This is a genomic window from Labrenzia sp. 5N, assembly GCF_012395805.1.
Lineage (GTDB): Bacteria > Pseudomonadota > Alphaproteobacteria > Rhizobiales > Stappiaceae > Roseibium > Roseibium algicola.
The window spans coordinates 1-18,422 of sequence record NZ_JAAZTM010000024.1; the positions used below are offsets into that span (position 1 = coordinate 1).

Sequence of the window (18,422 nt, forward strand, 5' to 3'; positions counted from 1 at the left end):
CGGCAACATCGTGGTCGACGATCCGGATCTGGGCGACACGCTCTACATCTCGGTCGAAGGCGATGGTTCGCCGGCCTATTCGGAAGGCGCTCTTCCGGATGGCGTCGATATCAGCAGCCTTCTGGCAACCAGCAACTTCAACTTCACCAGCGGAGACGCACTGGACAACATCTTCTCCGTGCCGAAGGGCGAAGATGGGAACGTTGAATTCACCTATGCCTACAACGGCTCGGCTCCACTCGACTGGCTGGCGGACGGCGAAACGCTGACCCTGACGTTCGACGTCAAAGTCAGCGATCGGAACTGGTTCCCGGAAGGCACCGACACCACACAGATCACCATCACGATCACTGGCACCAATGATGGACCGGTGTTCTCTGGCGGTGTCTTCGATGGCGTTCTCGAGGAAGCCAATACCCCGGCACAGCTTGAAACATCCGGTGAGGTCTTCTTCACCGACCTTGACCTGTCCGACACGCCGGAAGTGACCGCTCAGTTCACCTCTGTCGAACCAGTCGCAGGCAGTGGTTTCGCGCTGACGCCGGAACAGAAGGTTGCCTTCACGAATGCGCTGACGGTGCAGCAATCGGCCGGTAACGCCAACAACGGAGGCGCCACCTGGACCTTTGCAATCGCCGCAACGGCACTCGACTTCCTCGCCCAAGGCGAACAACTGGAAGTCAAGTACCTCCTGACCGTGACGGACGATAGCGGAGCGACGGACACGCGGGAAGTGACGGTCGTCGTGACCGGCACCAACGATGATCCCACGATCTCCGAAGCGGATGTCCTGGGCGAGGTGACGGAATCCGGCGTCGGGGAAGACGGTACAGACGTTGCCACTGGCCTGATCGTCGGAATGGATGTCGATATTCGGGATGTCCTGACCTACTCCGCCTCTGTCGTTGACGGGGCACTGGGTCAATTCAGCATCGATGAGGAAACCGGTGAATGGACCTACACCATTGACCAGTTCAACGCCAATGTTCAGGCCCTCAACGAAGGCGACAGCGTCGACGAAGTCTATACGGTAACCGTATCCGACAACAACGGCGGCACTGTCACCACCGACGTGACCATCACCATCAACGGCACGAACGATGCCCCGACTATTGAGGACTACACGGGTTCGTTCACTGTTGTTCACAGCAACTCCAACAACGACGAAAGCAGCTTCAATCTTCTTGAGCTTCTGGCTGCCAACGACGTTGATGATGGTGAAACGGAAACGCTCCAGATCGATGAGATCTCGGGTACTCTCAGCCTGTCCATCGCAGGCCATCAGGTGACGCTGGATATCGCCGATCTGGAAGCCGCAGGGCTTTTGAACATCGGTGAAGCCGACGGCAGCGTAACCTTCACCCATAACCTGGAACGCATTATGGCCCAGGTAATGGATCAGGGCGAAACCGCCAACATCTCGGGTACCATGACTGTCGTGGATGTCCATGATGCGGTCTCCAACTCCGCCGAGTTCGATATTGAACTGTCGGTAGATCCGGACAAGACCAACACCTTCGGCGGTGACGACTGGACCACCGCGGACGGTGCGGGCGACATCCCTGAAATGCTTATCCCGACATTTGACGGAGACGGCGACGGTCCGCTGGTCGTCTGATCATGAAACTTCTGGAGAGGGCGCACGCGCCCTCTCCTCTCTTCTTTTTTATGTTTTTTTTGGAGAGTCTACATGGCTGTACGCAGCGCAAGGGAAAGCGTTTATCCCGCTCTCAAGGTTTATCGCTCTTCCTGGGCCGGGTTTCTTGCCGTTGGTTTCTTTTCGATCTTTGTCAATCTCGGAACTCTGGCCTCACCCCTCTACATGCAGCAGATCTTCGACCGGGTGATGCAGAGCGGCCACCTCGAGACACTTGTCTTCCTGACGATGATCGTGATTTTTTTTCTGGCTGTGATTGCGGTTCTTGATGCAATCCGCGGCTCCATCCTCGCCAGCATAGCCAAATGGTGGGATGAAACCGTACATGCCGACCTGCTGCATGCCGTCATCCAGACGGCCAGGTCGACGGGCAAGTCCCACTCTCATGCCATGAACGACCTGGCAACCATCCGGCAGTTCGTTGGCAGTTCGAGCGTGCTACCTTTCTTCGATGGGCCCTGGGTGCCCTTCTTTGTCGGTGCCATTATTCTCATCCACCCTGCCCTCGGCTTCGTCGCCATCGCGGCCGGTGTGCTCTTGGTGATAATCGCAGGTATCAACGACACGGTTACCCGCCGCCGGATGGCGGGTGCTGCGGCGGCTCGTGTGCGGGCACAGCAGACGATTGACATCGCGACGCAACACGCGGAAAGCGTCTACAGCATGGGAATGCTGCCTGGCGTTCTCGCCCGCTACCGGAACGACAACGAACTGGTGGCCAATTCGACTTTCGCCGTCGCCGCCTTTTCAGCGAAGACAGCCGCGATCACCAAGTTCATCCGGTTCACGGCACAGATCAGTGTCCTTGGTCTCGGTGCCTATTTTGCCACGCTGGGTGAAATCACCCCGGGTGGCATGATTGCAGCGTCAATCATCATGGGGCGTGCGCTTGCGCCTGCCGAACAGGCCATCGGCGCCTGGCGAGGCATCGTCGGCGCGATGCAGTCCCATCGTCGGCTGAACGACATCTTTCTGGCAGCTCCGCTCCACTTCGACCGGACCCAGCAGCCGGAACCCAGTGGGCACCTGCAGCTCAAAGGTGTCAATCTGCTCGTTTCAGGCCAGGAACGGCCTTTGCTGCGCAACATCACGATCGATATCAAGCCGGCAACCCTGAATGCAATCGTCGGCCATTCCGGCTCCGGCAAGAGCACCTTGTGCAAATTGTTGATTGGCGCAATGGATCCGAGTTCCGGTTCGGTCCGTCTTGACGGTGTCGCCATGCGCAATTGGGACCCGCAGCAACTCGGCCGGAACATTGGCTACCTGTCGCAGTCCGTGGAACTGCTATACGGCACTGTGAAGGAAAACATCGCCCGGATGGGCGAGCCGGACGATGAAAAGGTTGTGACTGCCGCGCGCCTTGCCGGTTGCCACGACATGATCAACGCTCTGCCGAACGGCTATGAAACCCTGATCGGCCCGGGCGGACTTCGTCTGTCCGGCGGACAGGCCCAAAGGGTCGGTCTGGCCAGGGCGATCTACAACAAGCCCAAGCTGATCATCCTCGATGAACCGAATTCCAACCTGGACAGTGATGGCGAAGCCTCGCTTCAGGAGTGTCTCGTGCTCCTTCGGGAACAAGGCTGCACGGTCATCATTGTAAGCCACAGACCCTCGGCGCTCTCGAAAGTCGATCTGATCATCACCCTTGCGGACGGCACAATTCAGAAGACGCAAACCGGCGAGGAGTTCATGAAGCACGCCATCCGCCCGGTCAGCGATATTCTGCAGAAACTTGGCAAGGTTCAGCCGGCGCAAGCGAAAGGCGCTTCGCCGGCCAACGAAACTCAGGGAGGTCAGTGATGAAAGAGCAAAATAACCCGGCGTCGTCCCTCCGTCGCTCCATCCGGCAACACTGGATCATGGGTTCGTTGGTCGTCGCGGTTTGTTTCTTCGGCACGGGAATTTGGGCGAGTTTCGCGGAGCTGTCGTCGGCCGCCATCGCCGCCGGCAAGGTCAGTCCGGACGGAAGCTTGCGCGTGGTGCAGCATCTGGAAGGCGGAATTGTACGCCATCTCAATGTCAAGGAGGGCGATGTCGTCAAGGACGGTCAGCTTCTCATGGTTCTTGACCAGGCATTGGCAACGGCGAACTATCTTTCGATCTACCGCAAGCACCAACGCTATGTGGTGACCAGAGACCGGCTGCTGGCGCAAGAGCGTGGCGATGAAACCTTTGAGGTCCAGATGCCGTCGGTCATGTCGGCCGACAAAAGTTACACGCAGTTCGTTGCCAACGAGATTACAAAATTCAAGGTACGGCGCGAGCTGCTGGGAAGGCAGCAGTCGACCTATCATGTGCAGGCAGGCCAGGTTGAAGCCGAGATCAGCAGCCTGAAGGCCCAGATAGACGGCATGGATGATCAGATCCTGCTGCTTGACAAGGAGCTGGATAGCAAAAAGGTCCTGATGGACAAAGGTCTGATGCGGCAGCCTGAGCTTCTGGCTCTGCAACGCAAGCGGGCCGAACTGTGGTCGGAGCGCAATGCCATCGGGTCAACGATCGCTCGTGCGCGGCAGAAGATCGAGGAAATCAAGATCGCGGAACTGACGGCCGTCAGCGAAGAACGCGAAAAGGTGGCCAAGGAGTTGTCGGAAATCAACGCGGAGATTGCGCAAGCCGACGAGGCGCTTTCCGCGACTTCGGACATCCTGAACCGCACAGAGATCGTCTCTCCGATCGAGGGGCGGGTGCTCAAGGTCAACTACAAGACGGTCGGCGGTGTCGTGCGACCGGGCGAACCGATCATCACGATCGTGCCCGAGAACGAGGAACTCATCCTCGACACGCGCCTGCGTACGTCCGACATCGACAACGTGATGATCGGGATGGACGCCAAAGTTCAGCTCACCTCTTTCATGGGGCGGCACATGAAGCCTTTGACAGGGGAAGTCTTCCAGGTTGGTGCGGACGCCGAAACGGACGAGCAGACGGGAGAGCAATACTATACGGTGCGGGTTAGGGTTACGTCCGACGACATCCGGGAAGCCGGAGGCGGTTTTGAGCTGGTGCCAGGCATGCCCGCGCAGGTCTTCATTCAAACAGGAGCCCATACGCCGATGCGCTATCTGCTGGATCCTGTGCTGCAGTCCTTCGGACGGGCGTTCCGGGAAGAACGCGTACTCTAAAGCGGCTGTCGTGTGACCGTAAAATCAGAAGGCGTTGCCGGGTTTGGAAGAACAGAACCCGGCAACGCCTTTCGGCGTTTTAGGCATGCCACAGCGACGCAATACCTTGCATGGTTCACGCCGCCAGATAGCCACCGTCTACCGGAACGATCGCGCCGTGAACGTAGGAAGCGTCTTCAGAAAGAAGGAACGCGACAACCCGCGCAATCTCCACAGTCGCGGCCCAACGGCCGATCGGGATGCGGGCGTCGATCCGTGCGCGCCGTGCCGGGTCTGATCGCGCGCCTTCGGAAATGCGTGTTTCCACCCAACCCGGTGCGACCGCGTTGACCCTTATTCCGGTTCCTCCCCAGGCAACGGCAAGGGAGCGGGTGAGGGCAGCGACCGCCCCCTTGCTGGTGCCGTAAGCAGGCGCAACGGGGTTGCCGAACCAGCTCCACATGGAAGCGATGTTGACGACGGAACCGTTGCCGCGTTGAAGTGCAACGCGCGCGGCCGTACAGGAGCTGAGCACGCCGGTGACATTCACCGCCATCACCTTCTCGAATACCGCTGCGTCCCATTCCCGGCTGTACTGGATCGTGCCCGCGCAGGTGACCAGACCGCCGAGCTCTTGCTCTTCTTCAAGGAGATGGGCAAGGGCGGCCTCATCAGTGACGTCAACCTCGACAAACCGGGCAGCTTGCGGAAAGCCTTCCTCCCGTTCCAGGCCTGCGGCCGTTACCTGCCAGCCGCGTTCGGTCAAAAGCTGCGTTGTTGCAAGACCGATACCTGTACCTCCGCCGGTGACCACGACATTTCTTGATGGCGGCATCGATCAATGTCCTTCGTCGAGCAGTTGCATCGCGCGAACGAGGTCGGAGACGCCGAGTTTGCGGTAGTAGTTCGGCGCATAGGGGGCTGTGAGCGCAACCTCGGCAATATGCTTCAGTTCCGCTGCGCCGGAGACGCCGAATTCTGCGAAGGATGTGGGCAGATTTATCCGTCGGAAGAAGGCTGCAAGGGTGCGGATTTCCTCCTCGGACCCTTGCCCGGCTGCCAGTTGTGTCAAGGTGCCGAGAGCGACCATCTCCCCGTGCAGCAACCCAGAGAGCGCCGGTGTGACCGACAGGCCGCGCACCATCGCGTGGGCTATCGACAACCCTCCGCTTTCAAAGGCAAGGCCGCTGAGAAGCACGGTGGCCTCCACCACGCGCTCGAAAGCTTCATTCGAGCCTTCGGCCGACATCGCCGCTTCGCTATCGGCAAGCAGAATGTCGCTGGCACGTGCGACAATGGCCTTGGTGAGTTCCGTGGGACGGCCTGCAAAGAAGTTGAGACCACCTCCGGCAAGTGCACCTGCCAGCTCATACGGCTTTGACATCGCATCGCCGATACCGGCCGCCAGAAAGCGACGTGGTGCTCCGGCGATGACAGCCGTGTCGACCAGGACAAGGGAGGGGTTGGTCTTCATGTGACGGACGCCCTCAACCGCATGGTCCGGCGTATAGACAACGGCAATATGGCTGGTCGGGCTGTCGTTGGAGGCGATGGTCGGCACGATGGCAACCGGCAGACCGCGCTCGATTGCAGCTCCCTTGGCGGTATCGATCGCCTTGCCCCCGCCTATGCCGACAAGAAGCCGGGCATCGCCGGCTTCCCTTGCCCTGGCGGCGATTTCTGCCGCGGTACATTCCCCCCCGAATTCCATGAGGCGGGCGCCGGGAAGCTGGGAGCTGATACGTTCACCAAGCAGGTCGCGGGCTACCGGATCAATGACCACCGCCGCAGGGCCACCGCCAATGATGGCAATTTCCTCGGCCAGGCGGTCGATGGCTCCCGGTCCCTGCACATAGCGCAGTGGAGCGCCCAGAATGCGCATTGTCATGAGTTATCCTTTCACCGCACCGGCGGTCAGGCCCTGGACGAAGTAACGAGAGAGCGTGATGAATGCTATGAACAACGGCATGGCAATCAGTGTGGAGCCCGCCATGATATCTCCCCATCTCAGGTCAAAGGCGCCGATCATCGAAGCCAGACCCAGGGGCACCGTCTTGTTCGCGTCCGATCCGATCATGACCAGGGCAAAGGTGTAGTCGGTCCAGGAAAGGAGAAAGGCGAAGATCGCGACCGTTACCAGCCCGGGGACCGACAGAGGCAGTACAACACGCAGGAAAGCCCCCAGGCGCGTGCAACCGTCCACCATGGCTGCTTCCTCAAGCTCGAAGGGCATTGTCTTGAAGAACCCCCACAAGAACCAGACGCCGAGCGGCATCGTGATGGTCAGGTGGGAAATGACCAGCGACAGCAGCGTATCGTTGAGGCCGATTGCCGCGAACATTGCGTAAAGCGGGATTGCCAGCAACAGCGGCGGGAACATGTAGGCATAGAGCATGCCGGCGATGATCATCTGTTTGCCGCGAATGCGCTGGCGGGTGACACCATAGGCGATCATGACGGACAGAAGCATTGTCAGGGCAACGGTGGTCACCGCAACAATGAGACTGTTGAGGAACTGCCGCGGATAGTCGGTCTGCGCCAACAGGCTGGTGTAATACTCAAGCGTCCATCGCTGCGGAACCAGAGACGGGTTCATGAGCATTTCCTGCGTGGGACGCAGGGAAGAAACGACCATCCAGTAGATGGGAAAGGCGCTGTAGACCGCCAGAACGATCACCGCGAAGTAAAGTCCCGCCCGGCCGGCAACGCGGCGAGCCTGGATTTGTCCACTCATTTGCCTTCCTCCATCGGGAACACCCGGAAATAGATTGCAACGGCGACCATCAGGACGAAGAAGGAAAGCGTTGCGATCGCTGCCCCGCTGCCGATGTCATAAAGGGCAAATGCCTCCCGGTAGGACAGGACCGGCAGATGTTCCGTGGCACCAAGCGGGCCGCCGCCCGTCGTCAGCCAGATGACGTCGAACTTGTTGAACATCCAAACACCCCGCAGAAGAATGATGACGGTCAGGATCGGGCGCAGCGACGGCAGGGTCACGTGAAAGAAACGCCGAACGGGCCCGGCACCGTCTACGCGCGCCGCTTCATAGAGTTGGGTCGGAACTGTCTGCAGCCCGGCGAGAAAGGTCGTGGTGACGAACGGGGTCCACAACCAGACCGAAATCAGGATGACCGACGTCATGGATGCGGTCTCGGTCTCGAACCAGTAGATCGGCGGCAGGCCCAGGTCATCCATCAGAACGGTGATGATGCCGAGTGAGCCGTCAACCATCCACTTGAAGACCAGCACCGCGACTACCGTCGGCAGAAGATACGGCAGGAATGTCAGTCCGCGCAGCAGAGAGCGGCCGATGAAATTCTGGTTCAAGAGCAACGCGAAGCCGATGCCCAGCACCACCTGCAGGACAATCGCCAACCCGGCATAGACGAAGCCGTTCCAAAGCGCGTTCCAGAACTCTGCGCTTGCAAGAACCTTGGCGTATTTTGCGAAACCGACCCAGACCGGATCGGCAGTAAGCGACGGCATGTCATAAAAGCTGAGCGAAACCGCATAAAGCGCAGGCCCGACGATCAGGACAAGGGTCGCAAGAAACCCGATACCGAGAAAACCCGGCAACAACCAGCGAGTCATTCACGAACTCCAGATGGTGTGAAAGTGAGGGGAGCTTCCACTCCCCTCTCCGTTTCGTCACTTGATCACTTCACGCATTTTGGCTGCGGCCTGATCCACGGCCTCTGCAGAATCCATCTCGCGAAGGATCTTGTTCTGCAGCATTTCAGGCATGACGAAGGACTCGAACACCTTGCCGGGTCTGACGTCAGGCGCCGGGCCTTGCGTATCAATGGACGTGAGCACAACAGACTCGTCGGTCACAAGTTCTCGCATCTGCTCGACCACACCAGAGTATTTCTGGATCATTGCGTTGTCGCGCCAGCGCTGGTCTTCATAGATATCAAGTCGCGTCGGCTGGAAGTGAACCGGTGCGGTGTGCAGGAAGTCGACCATGCGATCGGTCGTAAGCCACCGCATGAAATCCATCGCCGGACCAGTGTTGTCCGTCTTCAGGACCACCCAGCCGTCGTAGCCGTGGCTGACCGCCTTTTGCTTTCCGGACATATCCATGTAGGGCATGACGCCAAGGTTCTCGGCCAGGGTCGGGTTGTCCCGCTCTGCAGCTTCCAGAACACGTCCGGCATAGGCTCCGTGGGCCACGGCACCGCCAACCAGGTTGGACAGGACATCGGAATAGCTGGCCTGAAGAGCACCTGGAGGCATCGTCCCGTAGAGCTTGGTCATGAAGTCGAGGTAGGCGGCTACCCGAGGCTTCATCTCGTCGTTGTCCAGGATCACGTTCCATTGGTCGTCGAACAGCTTGACGCCCTCGGCCCACAGGAAGGCAAACGACATCCAGTTGGTTGCCCCGTTCGATCCGATCGGGAACAGCGCGCCTTTCTGGCGGCCCTGGACAAGCGCCTCGCTGTTCTGGACGAACGCATCCCACGTGTTCGGCAAGGACAGACCGTTCGTCTCATAAAGATCCTTGCGGTAATAGATCAGCGCAAGGTTGTAGTCGAACGGGTACCAGTACACCTTGTTGTCGATGGGGAAGAGGATGTTGTTCCCCCACTGGTATTCGTCCGTCAGCTCGTTCAAGGGGACGATTTGTTCCTGCTCGGCCAATAACAGCACGTGGCCGATGAAACCGACGTTTGCCACGTCATAAGGGGTTCCGGAGCGAATGCCATTGGTGATCTTAGTGAAGCTTTCGCCAAGCGGTACGGAATCGATGACGACCTCAACGCCGGTCTTTTCCTGGTATTCCTTGGCCACCTTCGAGAAAAAGGCGAGCGTGTCCTTGCCCGTTTCACAGTTCAAAAACCGGATGGGCTTGTTGCCCTGGGCGCGGAGCGCCGGGGCCGCAAGGGACGAGGCTGCCAGCCCGGCGCCGGCGATACCCATGGTTTTGAGGGCCTGGCGTCTAGTCCAGAGACCTGTCTCGAATTTGCTCTTAGTCATGTTTCTCCTCCAATTGACCGCTTTCAGGTGCGGCTAAACCCTTTTGTTCAAGCTGCCCCTCCCGGCATCTCGAGGCGTTCACCGCTGGCGCGGTCAAACAGGTGGATTGCTGCTGCGGGAAGAGCGAGATGAACGCTCTCACCAACCTTGATGTCGTCCCTGCGCTGGGTCATGACCCGCAGGCGATGACCAGCTGTCTCGCCGATGAAAAGCGTTTGCGAGCCGAGCTGTTCGATGCCCCGGACCGCGAACTCCGGACCTTCGTCGGAAATCGTGATGGCTTCGGGCCGAATGCCGGCAATCACCTCCCGCTCACCGGTATCGCTGCCGGCAGAAATGGAGACATCAGCCGACAGGCTGAGGAAACCGTTCTTGAGGTCAGCTTCAACGAGGTTCATTTCGGGCGAGCCGATGAAGCCCGCGACGAAGGCGTTTGCCGGCCGGTCGTATACCTCCAGCGGCGAGCCGATCTGCTGAACATGTCCGTCGCGCATGATCACGATCCGGTCGGCAAGGGTCATTGCCTCCGTTTGATCGTGCGTGACGTAAAGCATTGCCTTGCCGATGCGCCGCTGAAGAAGGGCGATTTCCTCCCGCATCCTGGAGCGAAGCTTCGCATCCAGGTTGGATAGCGGTTCATCGAGCAGAAACACCGCCGGGTCGCGAACAAGGGCACGGCCGAGTGCGACACGCTGCATCTGTCCGCCTGAAAGCTGGCCGGGCTTGCGGTTGAGCAGGTGCGTGATGTCCAGCATTTCCGCTGCAGCGTCGACCCGCCTGGAGATCTCGCCCCCTTTCATGCCGCGCATCTTGAGACCAAACGACATGTTGCCGCGAATGGTCTTGTGCGGATAAAGCGCGTAGTTCTGGAACACCATGGCGATGTCACGGTCCTTGGGCTCCAGGGTGGTCACGTTCCGGCCACCGATATGCAGTTCTCCGGCGCTGATCGTTTCCAACCCCGCGACCATCCGCAGGGTTGTCGATTTCCCGCATCCGGAAGGGCCAAGCAGAACGATGAGTTCGCCCTTGGCGATCTCAAGGTCGACGCCTTCCACCGCAACCACGGCCCCATAGGTCTTGCGCAGTTTGCGCAGACTGACTTCCGCCATTACTTGGCCTCCCCGGTTGCCCGCACGGTTTTGTGGTTGATCGGTGTGAGGGCTTCCTTTGCCTCCCGGAACCGAACGAAGCCTTCGTCGTAAGTCGCCGCGGCCCGGGCGTTGGGCGTCAAAGTCTCTGCCACGCGGATGACGCGAGCAGCGTCGTCCGTGTCCGAGAAAACGCCCGCACCAATGCCCGCGATAAGCGCTGCACCGTAGGACGCGTCGCCTTCGGCGGGAACTTCGATCGTCAGTCCTGTGACATCCGCAATGATCTGCCGCCACAAGGCGCTGCGTGTCCCCCCGCCGACGAGACGGGCGGTGGTGAAGCCCATGCCGCGCTGTTGCAGAACGGAAAGGCAATCGCGCAGCGTATAGGCAACGCCTTCATAGAGAGCCCGGCAGAAATGCGGTGCTCCATGCTGGAACCCCAGCCCAACGAAAGAGGCGCGCAAGTCGGGGTCCCAGTAGGGGCTCCGCTCGCCGTTGAGGTAGGGATGAAAGAGCAGACCTTCCGACCCTGCAGGGGCTTCGGCAGCTTTGGCATCCATGCCCTCGAAACCCATATCCGAGAAAAGCGCGTCACGCAGCCAGCGATGGGCCGAGGCGCACGAGTTGGTTCCCAGGATCGAGTAGTGATGATCGGACACCAGGTGCGGGTAATGTATGACATCGTCGGAAAAACGGGGAGCGTCCGTCAATGTAGAGACCGTGCCTGCCGTGGCGAGCTTCAGGGCCCCGATGCCTTTGCGTGTCATGCCCGCTGCATAGGTTTCCGCATTGGTATCGGAGGTTCCGCAAATGACCGGTGTGCCTTCCCGCAAACCGGTTTCCTGAGCGGCCCTCGGTGTCACTGTCCCCGTCGTCGCCGTCGATGCAACTATTTCCGGAAGAACTTCGGTTTCAAGCCCTCCCATCGCGCAGAGTTCGGAAGACCAGCCCCCTGAACGTGCATCGGCAAGCATGAGCCCCCAGGCATCCGTGATGTCGGTTGCATCGCTGCCGTCGAGACGACGGCGCAGCCAATCCTTGGCCGGGCGAAGCCGGCGGATGCGGCTGTGTGTTTCCGGCTCTTCTTCCTGCAACCAGATCAATTGCGGCAGCGTCCAGGTGGGGCTGATGCGATTGCCCGAAAGGTCGAGGATCTGAGCCCCGCGCGCTGCTCTTTCCCGCACCACCTGAGAACCGGAACGTTGGTCATTCCACATGATCGCGGGCCGCAATGTGCTGCCTGACCCGTCTTCGAGCACGTGGGTGTGAGCTCCGGCCGTCACGGAAACCGCAACGATGCGATGCGGCTCCAGGCCGCCCTGCCAGATCTTCTGCAGGGACGTGACGAGTGCCGACCACCAGCCTTCCGGATCCTGTTCGCTGAATCCGGGTTTCGGTGTGAGTGTTTCGACCGGACAGGAGGCCGAAGCCACGACCTTCCCGTCCGTGGTGATGACCGTCGACTTGAGCGATCCTGCTCCGAGGTCGATCCCAAGCAAAAGGGCGTCAGACATTGGCACCCCTGTCCCGGTACGGATCGATGGAGCCGGCGCGCGGTGGAAAGCCGAGTTTGCCGGGATTGAAGAGGTTTTGCGGATCAACGGAGGCCTTGATACAGCGCAGAATATCCATTCCGACGCCGTGCTCTCCGTCCATCCAGGGTCCGCGGAAAAGGCCGCTTCCATGGTGGTGAGCGATCGAGCCGCCATGCGCGAGCGTTTCACCGTTGACGATGTCCCACATTTTTTCATGCAGCGGCAAGGCTGCAGACTGATCCATGGGAGGAAGGCGCAAGGTCATGTATTGGCACACGCCTTCCGGATAGACATGCGACCAGTGGGCACTGAAATGAGCGTCCTTGGAGACTTCCGCAGCAATCCGGGCTGCGATCGTGTCGTAAAGCGACGAAGCCTTGCTCCAGTTCACCGAGACTTCGAGCGTGTCGTTGTAGTACCCTTTATCAAGCCACTGTTTCGTAATGGAGACGTAGCGCTTTGCCCGCCATTCGTCGAAGGGACGTGTTTCCGTTTCCACGGCATCAACGCTCTTTGCAAACTCGCGTACCAGTGCTGCTTCTGCAGCCACAATGGCTTCTTCGCCGCAAACCACGATGTTGGCCATCACCGGGCGCGTTTCAAAAGCACTGATGCCTTCGGTGCGCGAGGCGGTTTCCTTTTCGTCATAGAGACGAACGATGCGCGGATGCAGCCCCGCCTGCATGATGCGCTTGGCAAGCGAGAGGGCTGCGGTGCGATCGGGAAGTGCCAGCACGATGGCCTCTTCGGCGGGCGGCAGCGTCCAGATGCGCAGGGTCAGTTCCGTTATGACGGCAAGCGTGCCTTCACTGCCGACGATGATATCGAGAACCGATGGTCCGGAGGCCCGCTTGGGAAGCGGCCTGATTTCCAGCACGCGCCCATCCGGCATGACCGCCTTGAGGCCAACGACAATGTTCTCGATTTTACCGAAGCGGCTCGATTCCTGACCACCGCCGCGGCAGGCGGCCCACCCGCCGACCGTCGAGATGGTCAGCGATTGCGGCAGATGACCGGATGTAAAACCTTCTGCGTTCAGCGCGTCTTCGAACACTTCGCCGTTCATGCCGGCTTCGACCGTTACCAGATGGTTGTCCCGGTCGATCTTCAGGATGCGGTTCATGCGCTGCATGTCGAGCATGACTTCGCCGCCCAGGGGAATGATCCCGCCGAGGACACCGGAGCCGCTGCCATAGGGAATGAGGGGGTGATCGGCCTTGCTTGCCTTCCCGACAATTGCCGAGACCTGTTCCGTTGTGGCGGGGCGCACGACGAGGCCTGGCAGCGTACCGACCAGGGCGCCTTCCCTTGCACGGAAGTTCGCATAGGGCAGACGGTCGTGTGCATAGCCGGCGCGCGAACCTTCGTCCACCAGGACGTTTTCCGCACCGACCAGCTCCGAAAGCTCGGAAACGAGATCACGATTACTCAAAGATTTTTCCTCCTCCATGCCCAATCGGATTGTTAGAAATCGAGTTGGGCAAACGTTTGCTCAAACACAAACAATTGCACTTTGGTCTGGATGTCAAGCCCGGTTTGCTGAATTTCAGATGGAGGCGACCGATGCGCGCACGATGAGATCGCCTGGAGGAAGAAGGAGACTTTCGAGCGCTGAGCCCTCGTCAGGCGCAGTTCCCTGGATCAGGTCGATGAGCCGGCTGGCTGCCGCGCGCCCCATTTCCTGGGAGGGTAAAGCCACTGTGGTCACCTGGGGATAAACGACCCGGGCAAGCAGGTCGTCATGCATCGTGACGACGGAAACATCTTCCGGCACACGGAACTTGAGTTCGTGCAATCTGGCAATGGCCGCAGCTGCGGTCAGCAACGTCGCGGCGTGAATAGCGGTCACGCCGCAGGCCAACAGTTTGTCGACGGCCGCAGGTACGGCTGCAGGATCGTAGCCTGCCTGGGCAACGAATTCCTCGCCGTGGTCGAGGCCGGCGGCTTCGAGAGCCTGTTGCCATCCCTGGCGCCGCATGTCGCCATTGAACCGGCCGAGCCGCCCGGCCAGATGCCCGATCCGGCGATGCCCCATGGCGATGAGGTGCTCAACCCCGATGCGGGCTGCCTCGCGGGTATCGATCGCAACGCAATTCCGGTCACCGGCCAGATGTCGGTTGAGGATCACATGCGGCAATCCCGTGCTGTTAAGCATCTGTCGCAACCGGTCATCCTCATCGAAACTCGCAATGATGACACCCTCGATGATGCTTGATCGAGAAATGTCCGTGATGATCTCGCGCCCATCCCCCTTGTCATAGGAGACCAGAAGGGCAAAACCTTTCTCGCGTGCCTCGATTTCGGCCCCCACAATCGCCGACGCAAAGATCGGGTTTTCGATCTGGGGAACTACCATCAAAAGTGTCGAGGATTTTGCGGTTTTCAGGGCTCTCGCAACCGGGTTGCCGTGGTAACCGAGACGTTCGGCTGTTTCCAGAATATGGGTTCTGGTCTTTTGGGAAACACGTCCCTTGTTCTGAAGCACGCGCGAAACTGTCGACACGTTGACACCGGTTGCCTCTGCCACATCGCGCAGGGTTACAAGTGGTTTTTTGCGCTTCATTTCCCCTCCCCTGGAAACTGATGGATCCCGAGCTCAGAACCTGATTTCGCAAAATCTGCGCAAGTAAGTTTGTGCTCAGATCAATGCTCGCACTTCACGTGCGAACAAAAGCCGTGAATCCAGTCTCATAGCAGTTTTGGTGACAAGAACGCCATCTATTGCACGCCCGGCCATTTCTCCGGCAGTTTCAAAGTAAAGGCCGATCCTATTCCCGCCTGACTTTCAAAAGACAACTCTCCCCCGAGCAATCTTGCAACCTGGGAAGAGATGTTCAGCCCGATACCCGTGCCGGGAATTCCCGCAGTGCCATGACCGCGAAAGAAGCGGCTGAACACGCGCTCCTGCTCCTCCGGCGGAATACCAACACCCCGATCGTGCACGGAGATGAAAATGGACCTGTTCTGCGCCCGGACACTCACTGAAACCGGCTCGGTAACCGGCGAATATTTCACCGCATTCGATAGAAGATTGTCGAGGATCTGCTCCGCCAGCAACCGGTCCGTCTCGATCGATTGGGGAACCTTGTTGCCAATTTCCAGGGAAAACGCCCGCTCCGGTGTCTCTTCACTCTGACGGGCGACGACCCGTTGAATGAGATCCTCGACATGGCAGTTTCCGGGTCTGGCCGTCACCTGTCTTTCTTCGAGGCGAACGACATCCAGCGTTGCTTCCAGCAGGCTTGTCAGGCCCCGGACCTCATAGCGCACCTGGCTTGCCCGTTGCCTGATTTCATCGGTTGGCATCTGGTTCCCGCTTCGCAAGACGCGCTGCATCGCGGAATCGATGACGGCGAGCGGCGTTCGAAACTGGTGAGAAACCAGAGCAACGAAACTGCGATAGATCTCGGCGGTTTCGCGTTCACGCAAGAGCGACAGCCGGATGCGTTGCTGTTCGGCCATCGCCCGCAACATTGTGAAGGACAGAAAGGCGCCGAGAACAATGATCGCTGCGATGGAAATGATGACCTGCACGATTGCGGCACGTTGATTGTCGAGCCGCGCACCCGTGGCCTCCCATTGCCGGACCATGGACTGGTTTCCGGCGCGGCCGAGATCCTCAATCAAAGGCTGAAGAAGGTCGTGAACGGCAGAAGCCGTCTGGGCGTCGCCATATGACATCTCCAGGATTTGTGCCTCAAGCGCTCGTAGCGCCCCAGCCACCTTTTCCAGCTCTCCGTCCAGGCCCAGCTCTCGCATGTAGCGTCGTTGAGGCCCCTCCGATAACAGGTTCAAGCGGCTAAGCATCACGTTGTATCGTTTGTCCAGTTCAGCCGCCTTGCGGGAGATGGTGCCGACATGACGGGAAACCTCGGCATCCAGCAGGAGCGCGGCGGACTGCGTTCGTGAGATCGCCCACAGCATGTTGTCCCCCTCGTTGCGCCGCAATTCCGCTTCGGTATCGAGAAGCCGTGCGAGGGAAAAAACGAGCAGCAAGACGAAGGCAACGGATGCAGTGCCTGCGACGATATAGGCGACAAGATCGCTTCTGCGCGTCATTTGATCTTCAGTTGGATCAACTGCCACACCCAGCGATAGTCGTAACGGATGTCCTGAAGATCGGAATACTCGTCCCGGGGATAGACGATCCAGAAGGGGCCCTTGTCCGAGGGTTGTAGCCGTTCGCCATCCATATGGGTTGCGACAAGAACATCGTACCGCACGAAGTCTTCCATCGGGATGTCGATGGTATAATCGTTGAGCGCATTGGCGGTAACCGTCTTGCCGTCGGCGCCGACGAATTCAAGCAGGTCGCGCATCAGGAAGCCGTCGAAGCGTTTTACGCCATCCGTGACGACAGTTGAGGTCTCGAGGGTGTGACGGGGCAGTGCTTCCAGCATTGCATCGTCAAGAAGCGCGGCGGCCTCTGAGTTTGTCTTGCGGATATTGCCGGTGACCGTCAGCCGGACTTCGCCTGCTGGGGCGGTCAATGACATGTTTTCCGATCGAGCTGTCGCAACGGATAAACCGACACCGATCAGCATGAGCATTGTCCCTGCAAATGCCTTTGACGGTTTGAGGGAAGAAAGCAGATTGTTGAACCTGAAGGAGCAGCGAAGGTGACTGCAACACCGGAACAACACCGCTGCCATGTCATTTCGTCTCGTTGCCGGTAACGCTTGTTTTTCAAATGCTTCAATCAATGATCGGGCCCGCAAAGGTCAAAAAAATCATTATGGCACCGGTTGTCGATGTTGCAAACATTCAACCGATGCCAGACCTCCGATGTTGACCACGCCGAAAATTGCGCATTTCGCCCTGTCCCGAGTTCCCGCTACGCGAACAACAAGAAACAGGGCGCTGATTTGCCGGATGCCGGATGCTGGATGCCGGTGCAGACAGGACAAGGCAGTCCTGACTGCGTGCGTGATGATCAGCCAGCCGCCTTGACGGGATCGTTGATCCGGGGAGGCTGATAGGACGCTGCCTTTTCCTTCAGACTGGAAAATTTTGTCGAAAGCTGTTCGAGCTTGGCTTCCCAGGCCGGATCAGGCTGTTGCCCTTCGATTGTCCGGAAGTAGACCTCCATGATGCAGGTAACTGCAAAAGGCTCCAGCAAAGCGGACTTGACGGACCACGCGAACAAAATAGCAAACACGATGCCACCCGCAGACCAGCTGCCTGGAACGAGATATGCGACCAGGGCGGCCGGAGCCAACATGACGAGGAAGACAAGAAACGACAGGCCGTAGACGATAAGTGTGAGCCAGGCGGCATTCTTGAGCATCGGTTTGTAATTCTGGGCGTAAAGCACCAGCCCGCTCCGGGACGAAGCCCACACGTTGTCCGAGTTTGTGCGGATCGCATAGGCGAGGATAACCTCATCGATGAAACCGACGGCAATGCGCAGGAAGGCCTCGGCAATCGAGATCAGTTGCCGTGCACCGGGGATCGGCAGAAGCGTGAAGACGCCTCGCACCAGGCCCGTGATTGCGCGCAGCACACCCTTTATCAGCTGGTCGACGCCGAAAAGCACGCTGGCCTGCATAAACCTTTGAGAGACTTCTTCGCGGGCGTAGGAAATCTGGGACCTCCCGCCCGGCATCTCCTTGCCGTCGAGCAGCTTGACCAGAACGGCAATGTGCCCGGCTTTGACGACATAGAGAACGTATTCTCTCAGCAGATACATCACAACGGCGACCGAACCGAACCCGATGACACCGCCCCAGGTCGTGGTCGTTGCCTGGAAATCGGCATCGCCGAACCCGCCGATGCCCCAGCCGACGCCGGCGCCGATACCCGTTGCAAGAATGTAGGCAACGGCAGCTCCGAAATAGATCGCCATGCGCAAGATGATGAAAGGCAGTGTCTGAAACATCAGGCCTAATGCACGGCCAATAGAAAAATCCCACATATTTGGCGTCTCCTTGAACGCTCTGTTGCAATATGGCGGGAGAATATTGTCGAACGTGAATGCTGTCCCCCTGCGTTTGAACGGGGACAGGTGAATGAAATCGCGTCAAGAAAGACCGCCCATTGACGCCGCCAT

15 protein-coding genes are annotated in these 18,422 nt (G+C 59.1%); 3 read left to right on the plus strand and 12 right to left on the minus strand.

Features of this window, described 5'->3' with window-relative positions; genetic code table 11:
- The 3 genes from HEP89_RS27110 to HEP89_RS27120 form a co-directional block, all read left to right on the plus strand.
- On the plus strand, nucleotides 1–1,618 hold a 1,618-nt coding region (locus HEP89_RS27110; RefSeq protein ID WP_197923317.1), incomplete at its 5' end, for a VCBS domain-containing protein.
- Nucleotides 1,619–1,690: 72 nt separating this feature from the next.
- A complete protein-coding gene (locus HEP89_RS27115; RefSeq protein WP_152507966.1) occupies nucleotides 1,691–3,463 on the plus strand; it encodes a type I secretion system permease/ATPase in 1,773 nt (590 codons plus the stop codon).
- Nucleotides 3,463–4,788 carry an HlyD family type I secretion periplasmic adaptor subunit gene (locus tag HEP89_RS27120; RefSeq protein ID WP_077293864.1) on the plus strand — a complete coding sequence of 442 codons (1,326 nt, stop codon included), beginning with the start codon at nucleotides 3,463–3,465 and terminating at the stop codon, nucleotides 4,786–4,788. The genes HEP89_RS27115 and HEP89_RS27120 overlap by 1 nt, the downstream gene beginning before the upstream one ends.
- 115 nt (nucleotides 4,789–4,903) lie before the next feature.
- On the opposite strand, the gene HEP89_RS27125 is transcribed toward HEP89_RS27120, so the two are convergent.
- The 12 genes from HEP89_RS27125 to HEP89_RS27180 form a co-directional block, all read right to left on the minus strand.
- Nucleotides 4,904–5,602 (minus strand): SDR family oxidoreductase, encoded by a 699-nt coding sequence (locus tag HEP89_RS27125; protein WP_077293867.1) that lies wholly within the window; start codon nucleotides 5,600–5,602, stop codon nucleotides 4,904–4,906.
- A gap of 3 nt (nucleotides 5,603–5,605) precedes the next feature.
- On the minus strand, nucleotides 5,606–6,655 hold the full coding sequence (locus HEP89_RS27130) for a glycerol dehydrogenase (protein ID WP_077293869.1): 1,050 nt from the start codon (nucleotides 6,653–6,655) through the stop codon (nucleotides 5,606–5,608).
- A 3-nt stretch (nucleotides 6,656–6,658) separates the two neighbouring features.
- Nucleotides 6,659–7,501 carry a carbohydrate ABC transporter permease gene (locus HEP89_RS27135; protein WP_022999583.1) on the minus strand — a complete coding sequence of 281 codons (843 nt, stop codon included), beginning with the start codon at nucleotides 7,499–7,501 and terminating at the stop codon, nucleotides 6,659–6,661.
- Nucleotides 7,498–8,358 (minus strand): sugar ABC transporter permease, encoded by an 861-nt coding sequence (locus tag HEP89_RS27140; RefSeq protein WP_022999582.1) that lies wholly within the window; start codon nucleotides 8,356–8,358, stop codon nucleotides 7,498–7,500. The genes HEP89_RS27135 and HEP89_RS27140 overlap by 4 nt, the downstream gene beginning before the upstream one ends.
- 57 nt (nucleotides 8,359–8,415) lie before the next feature.
- The gene (locus HEP89_RS27145) at nucleotides 8,416–9,744 is read right to left on the minus strand and encodes an extracellular solute-binding protein (RefSeq protein ID WP_077293872.1); all 1,329 of its coding nucleotides are present in this window, start codon (nucleotides 9,742–9,744) and stop codon (nucleotides 8,416–8,418) included.
- A 47-nt stretch (nucleotides 9,745–9,791) separates the two neighbouring features.
- Complete coding sequence (ugpC, locus tag HEP89_RS27150; protein ID WP_077293875.1) at nucleotides 9,792–10,856, minus strand: sn-glycerol-3-phosphate ABC transporter ATP-binding protein UgpC; 1,065 nt, start codon at nucleotides 10,854–10,856, stop codon at nucleotides 9,792–9,794.
- A complete protein-coding gene (locus HEP89_RS27155) occupies nucleotides 10,856–12,352 on the minus strand; it encodes a xylulokinase (RefSeq protein WP_077293878.1) in 1,497 nt (498 codons plus the stop codon). The genes ugpC and HEP89_RS27155 overlap by 1 nt, the downstream gene beginning before the upstream one ends.
- Nucleotides 12,345–13,805, minus strand: coding sequence for an FAD-binding oxidoreductase (locus HEP89_RS27160; RefSeq protein WP_161633227.1), 1,461 nt, complete (start codon nucleotides 13,803–13,805; stop codon nucleotides 12,345–12,347). The genes HEP89_RS27155 and HEP89_RS27160 overlap by 8 nt, the downstream gene beginning before the upstream one ends.
- Nucleotides 13,806–13,919: 114 nt before the next feature.
- Nucleotides 13,920–14,936: a LacI family DNA-binding transcriptional regulator gene (locus HEP89_RS27165; RefSeq protein WP_168693539.1), complete on the minus strand. Its 1,017-nt coding sequence runs from the start codon at nucleotides 14,934–14,936 to the stop codon at nucleotides 13,920–13,922.
- 155 nt (nucleotides 14,937–15,091) lie between these two features.
- Nucleotides 15,092–16,432, minus strand: a complete 1,341-nt coding sequence (locus tag HEP89_RS27170) for a HAMP domain-containing sensor histidine kinase (RefSeq protein WP_077293887.1) — start codon at nucleotides 16,430–16,432, stop codon at nucleotides 15,092–15,094.
- Entirely contained in the window at nucleotides 16,429–16,869 is a 441-nt protein-coding gene (locus HEP89_RS27175; protein WP_228148158.1) for a molybdopterin-dependent oxidoreductase, read from the minus strand. The genes HEP89_RS27170 and HEP89_RS27175 overlap by 4 nt, the downstream gene beginning before the upstream one ends.
- A 437-nt stretch (nucleotides 16,870–17,306) precedes the next feature.
- Nucleotides 17,307–18,287, minus strand: coding sequence for a hypothetical protein (locus HEP89_RS27180; protein WP_168693540.1), 981 nt, complete (start codon nucleotides 18,285–18,287; stop codon nucleotides 17,307–17,309).
- Between the last annotated feature and the right edge of the window lie 135 nt (nucleotides 18,288–18,422).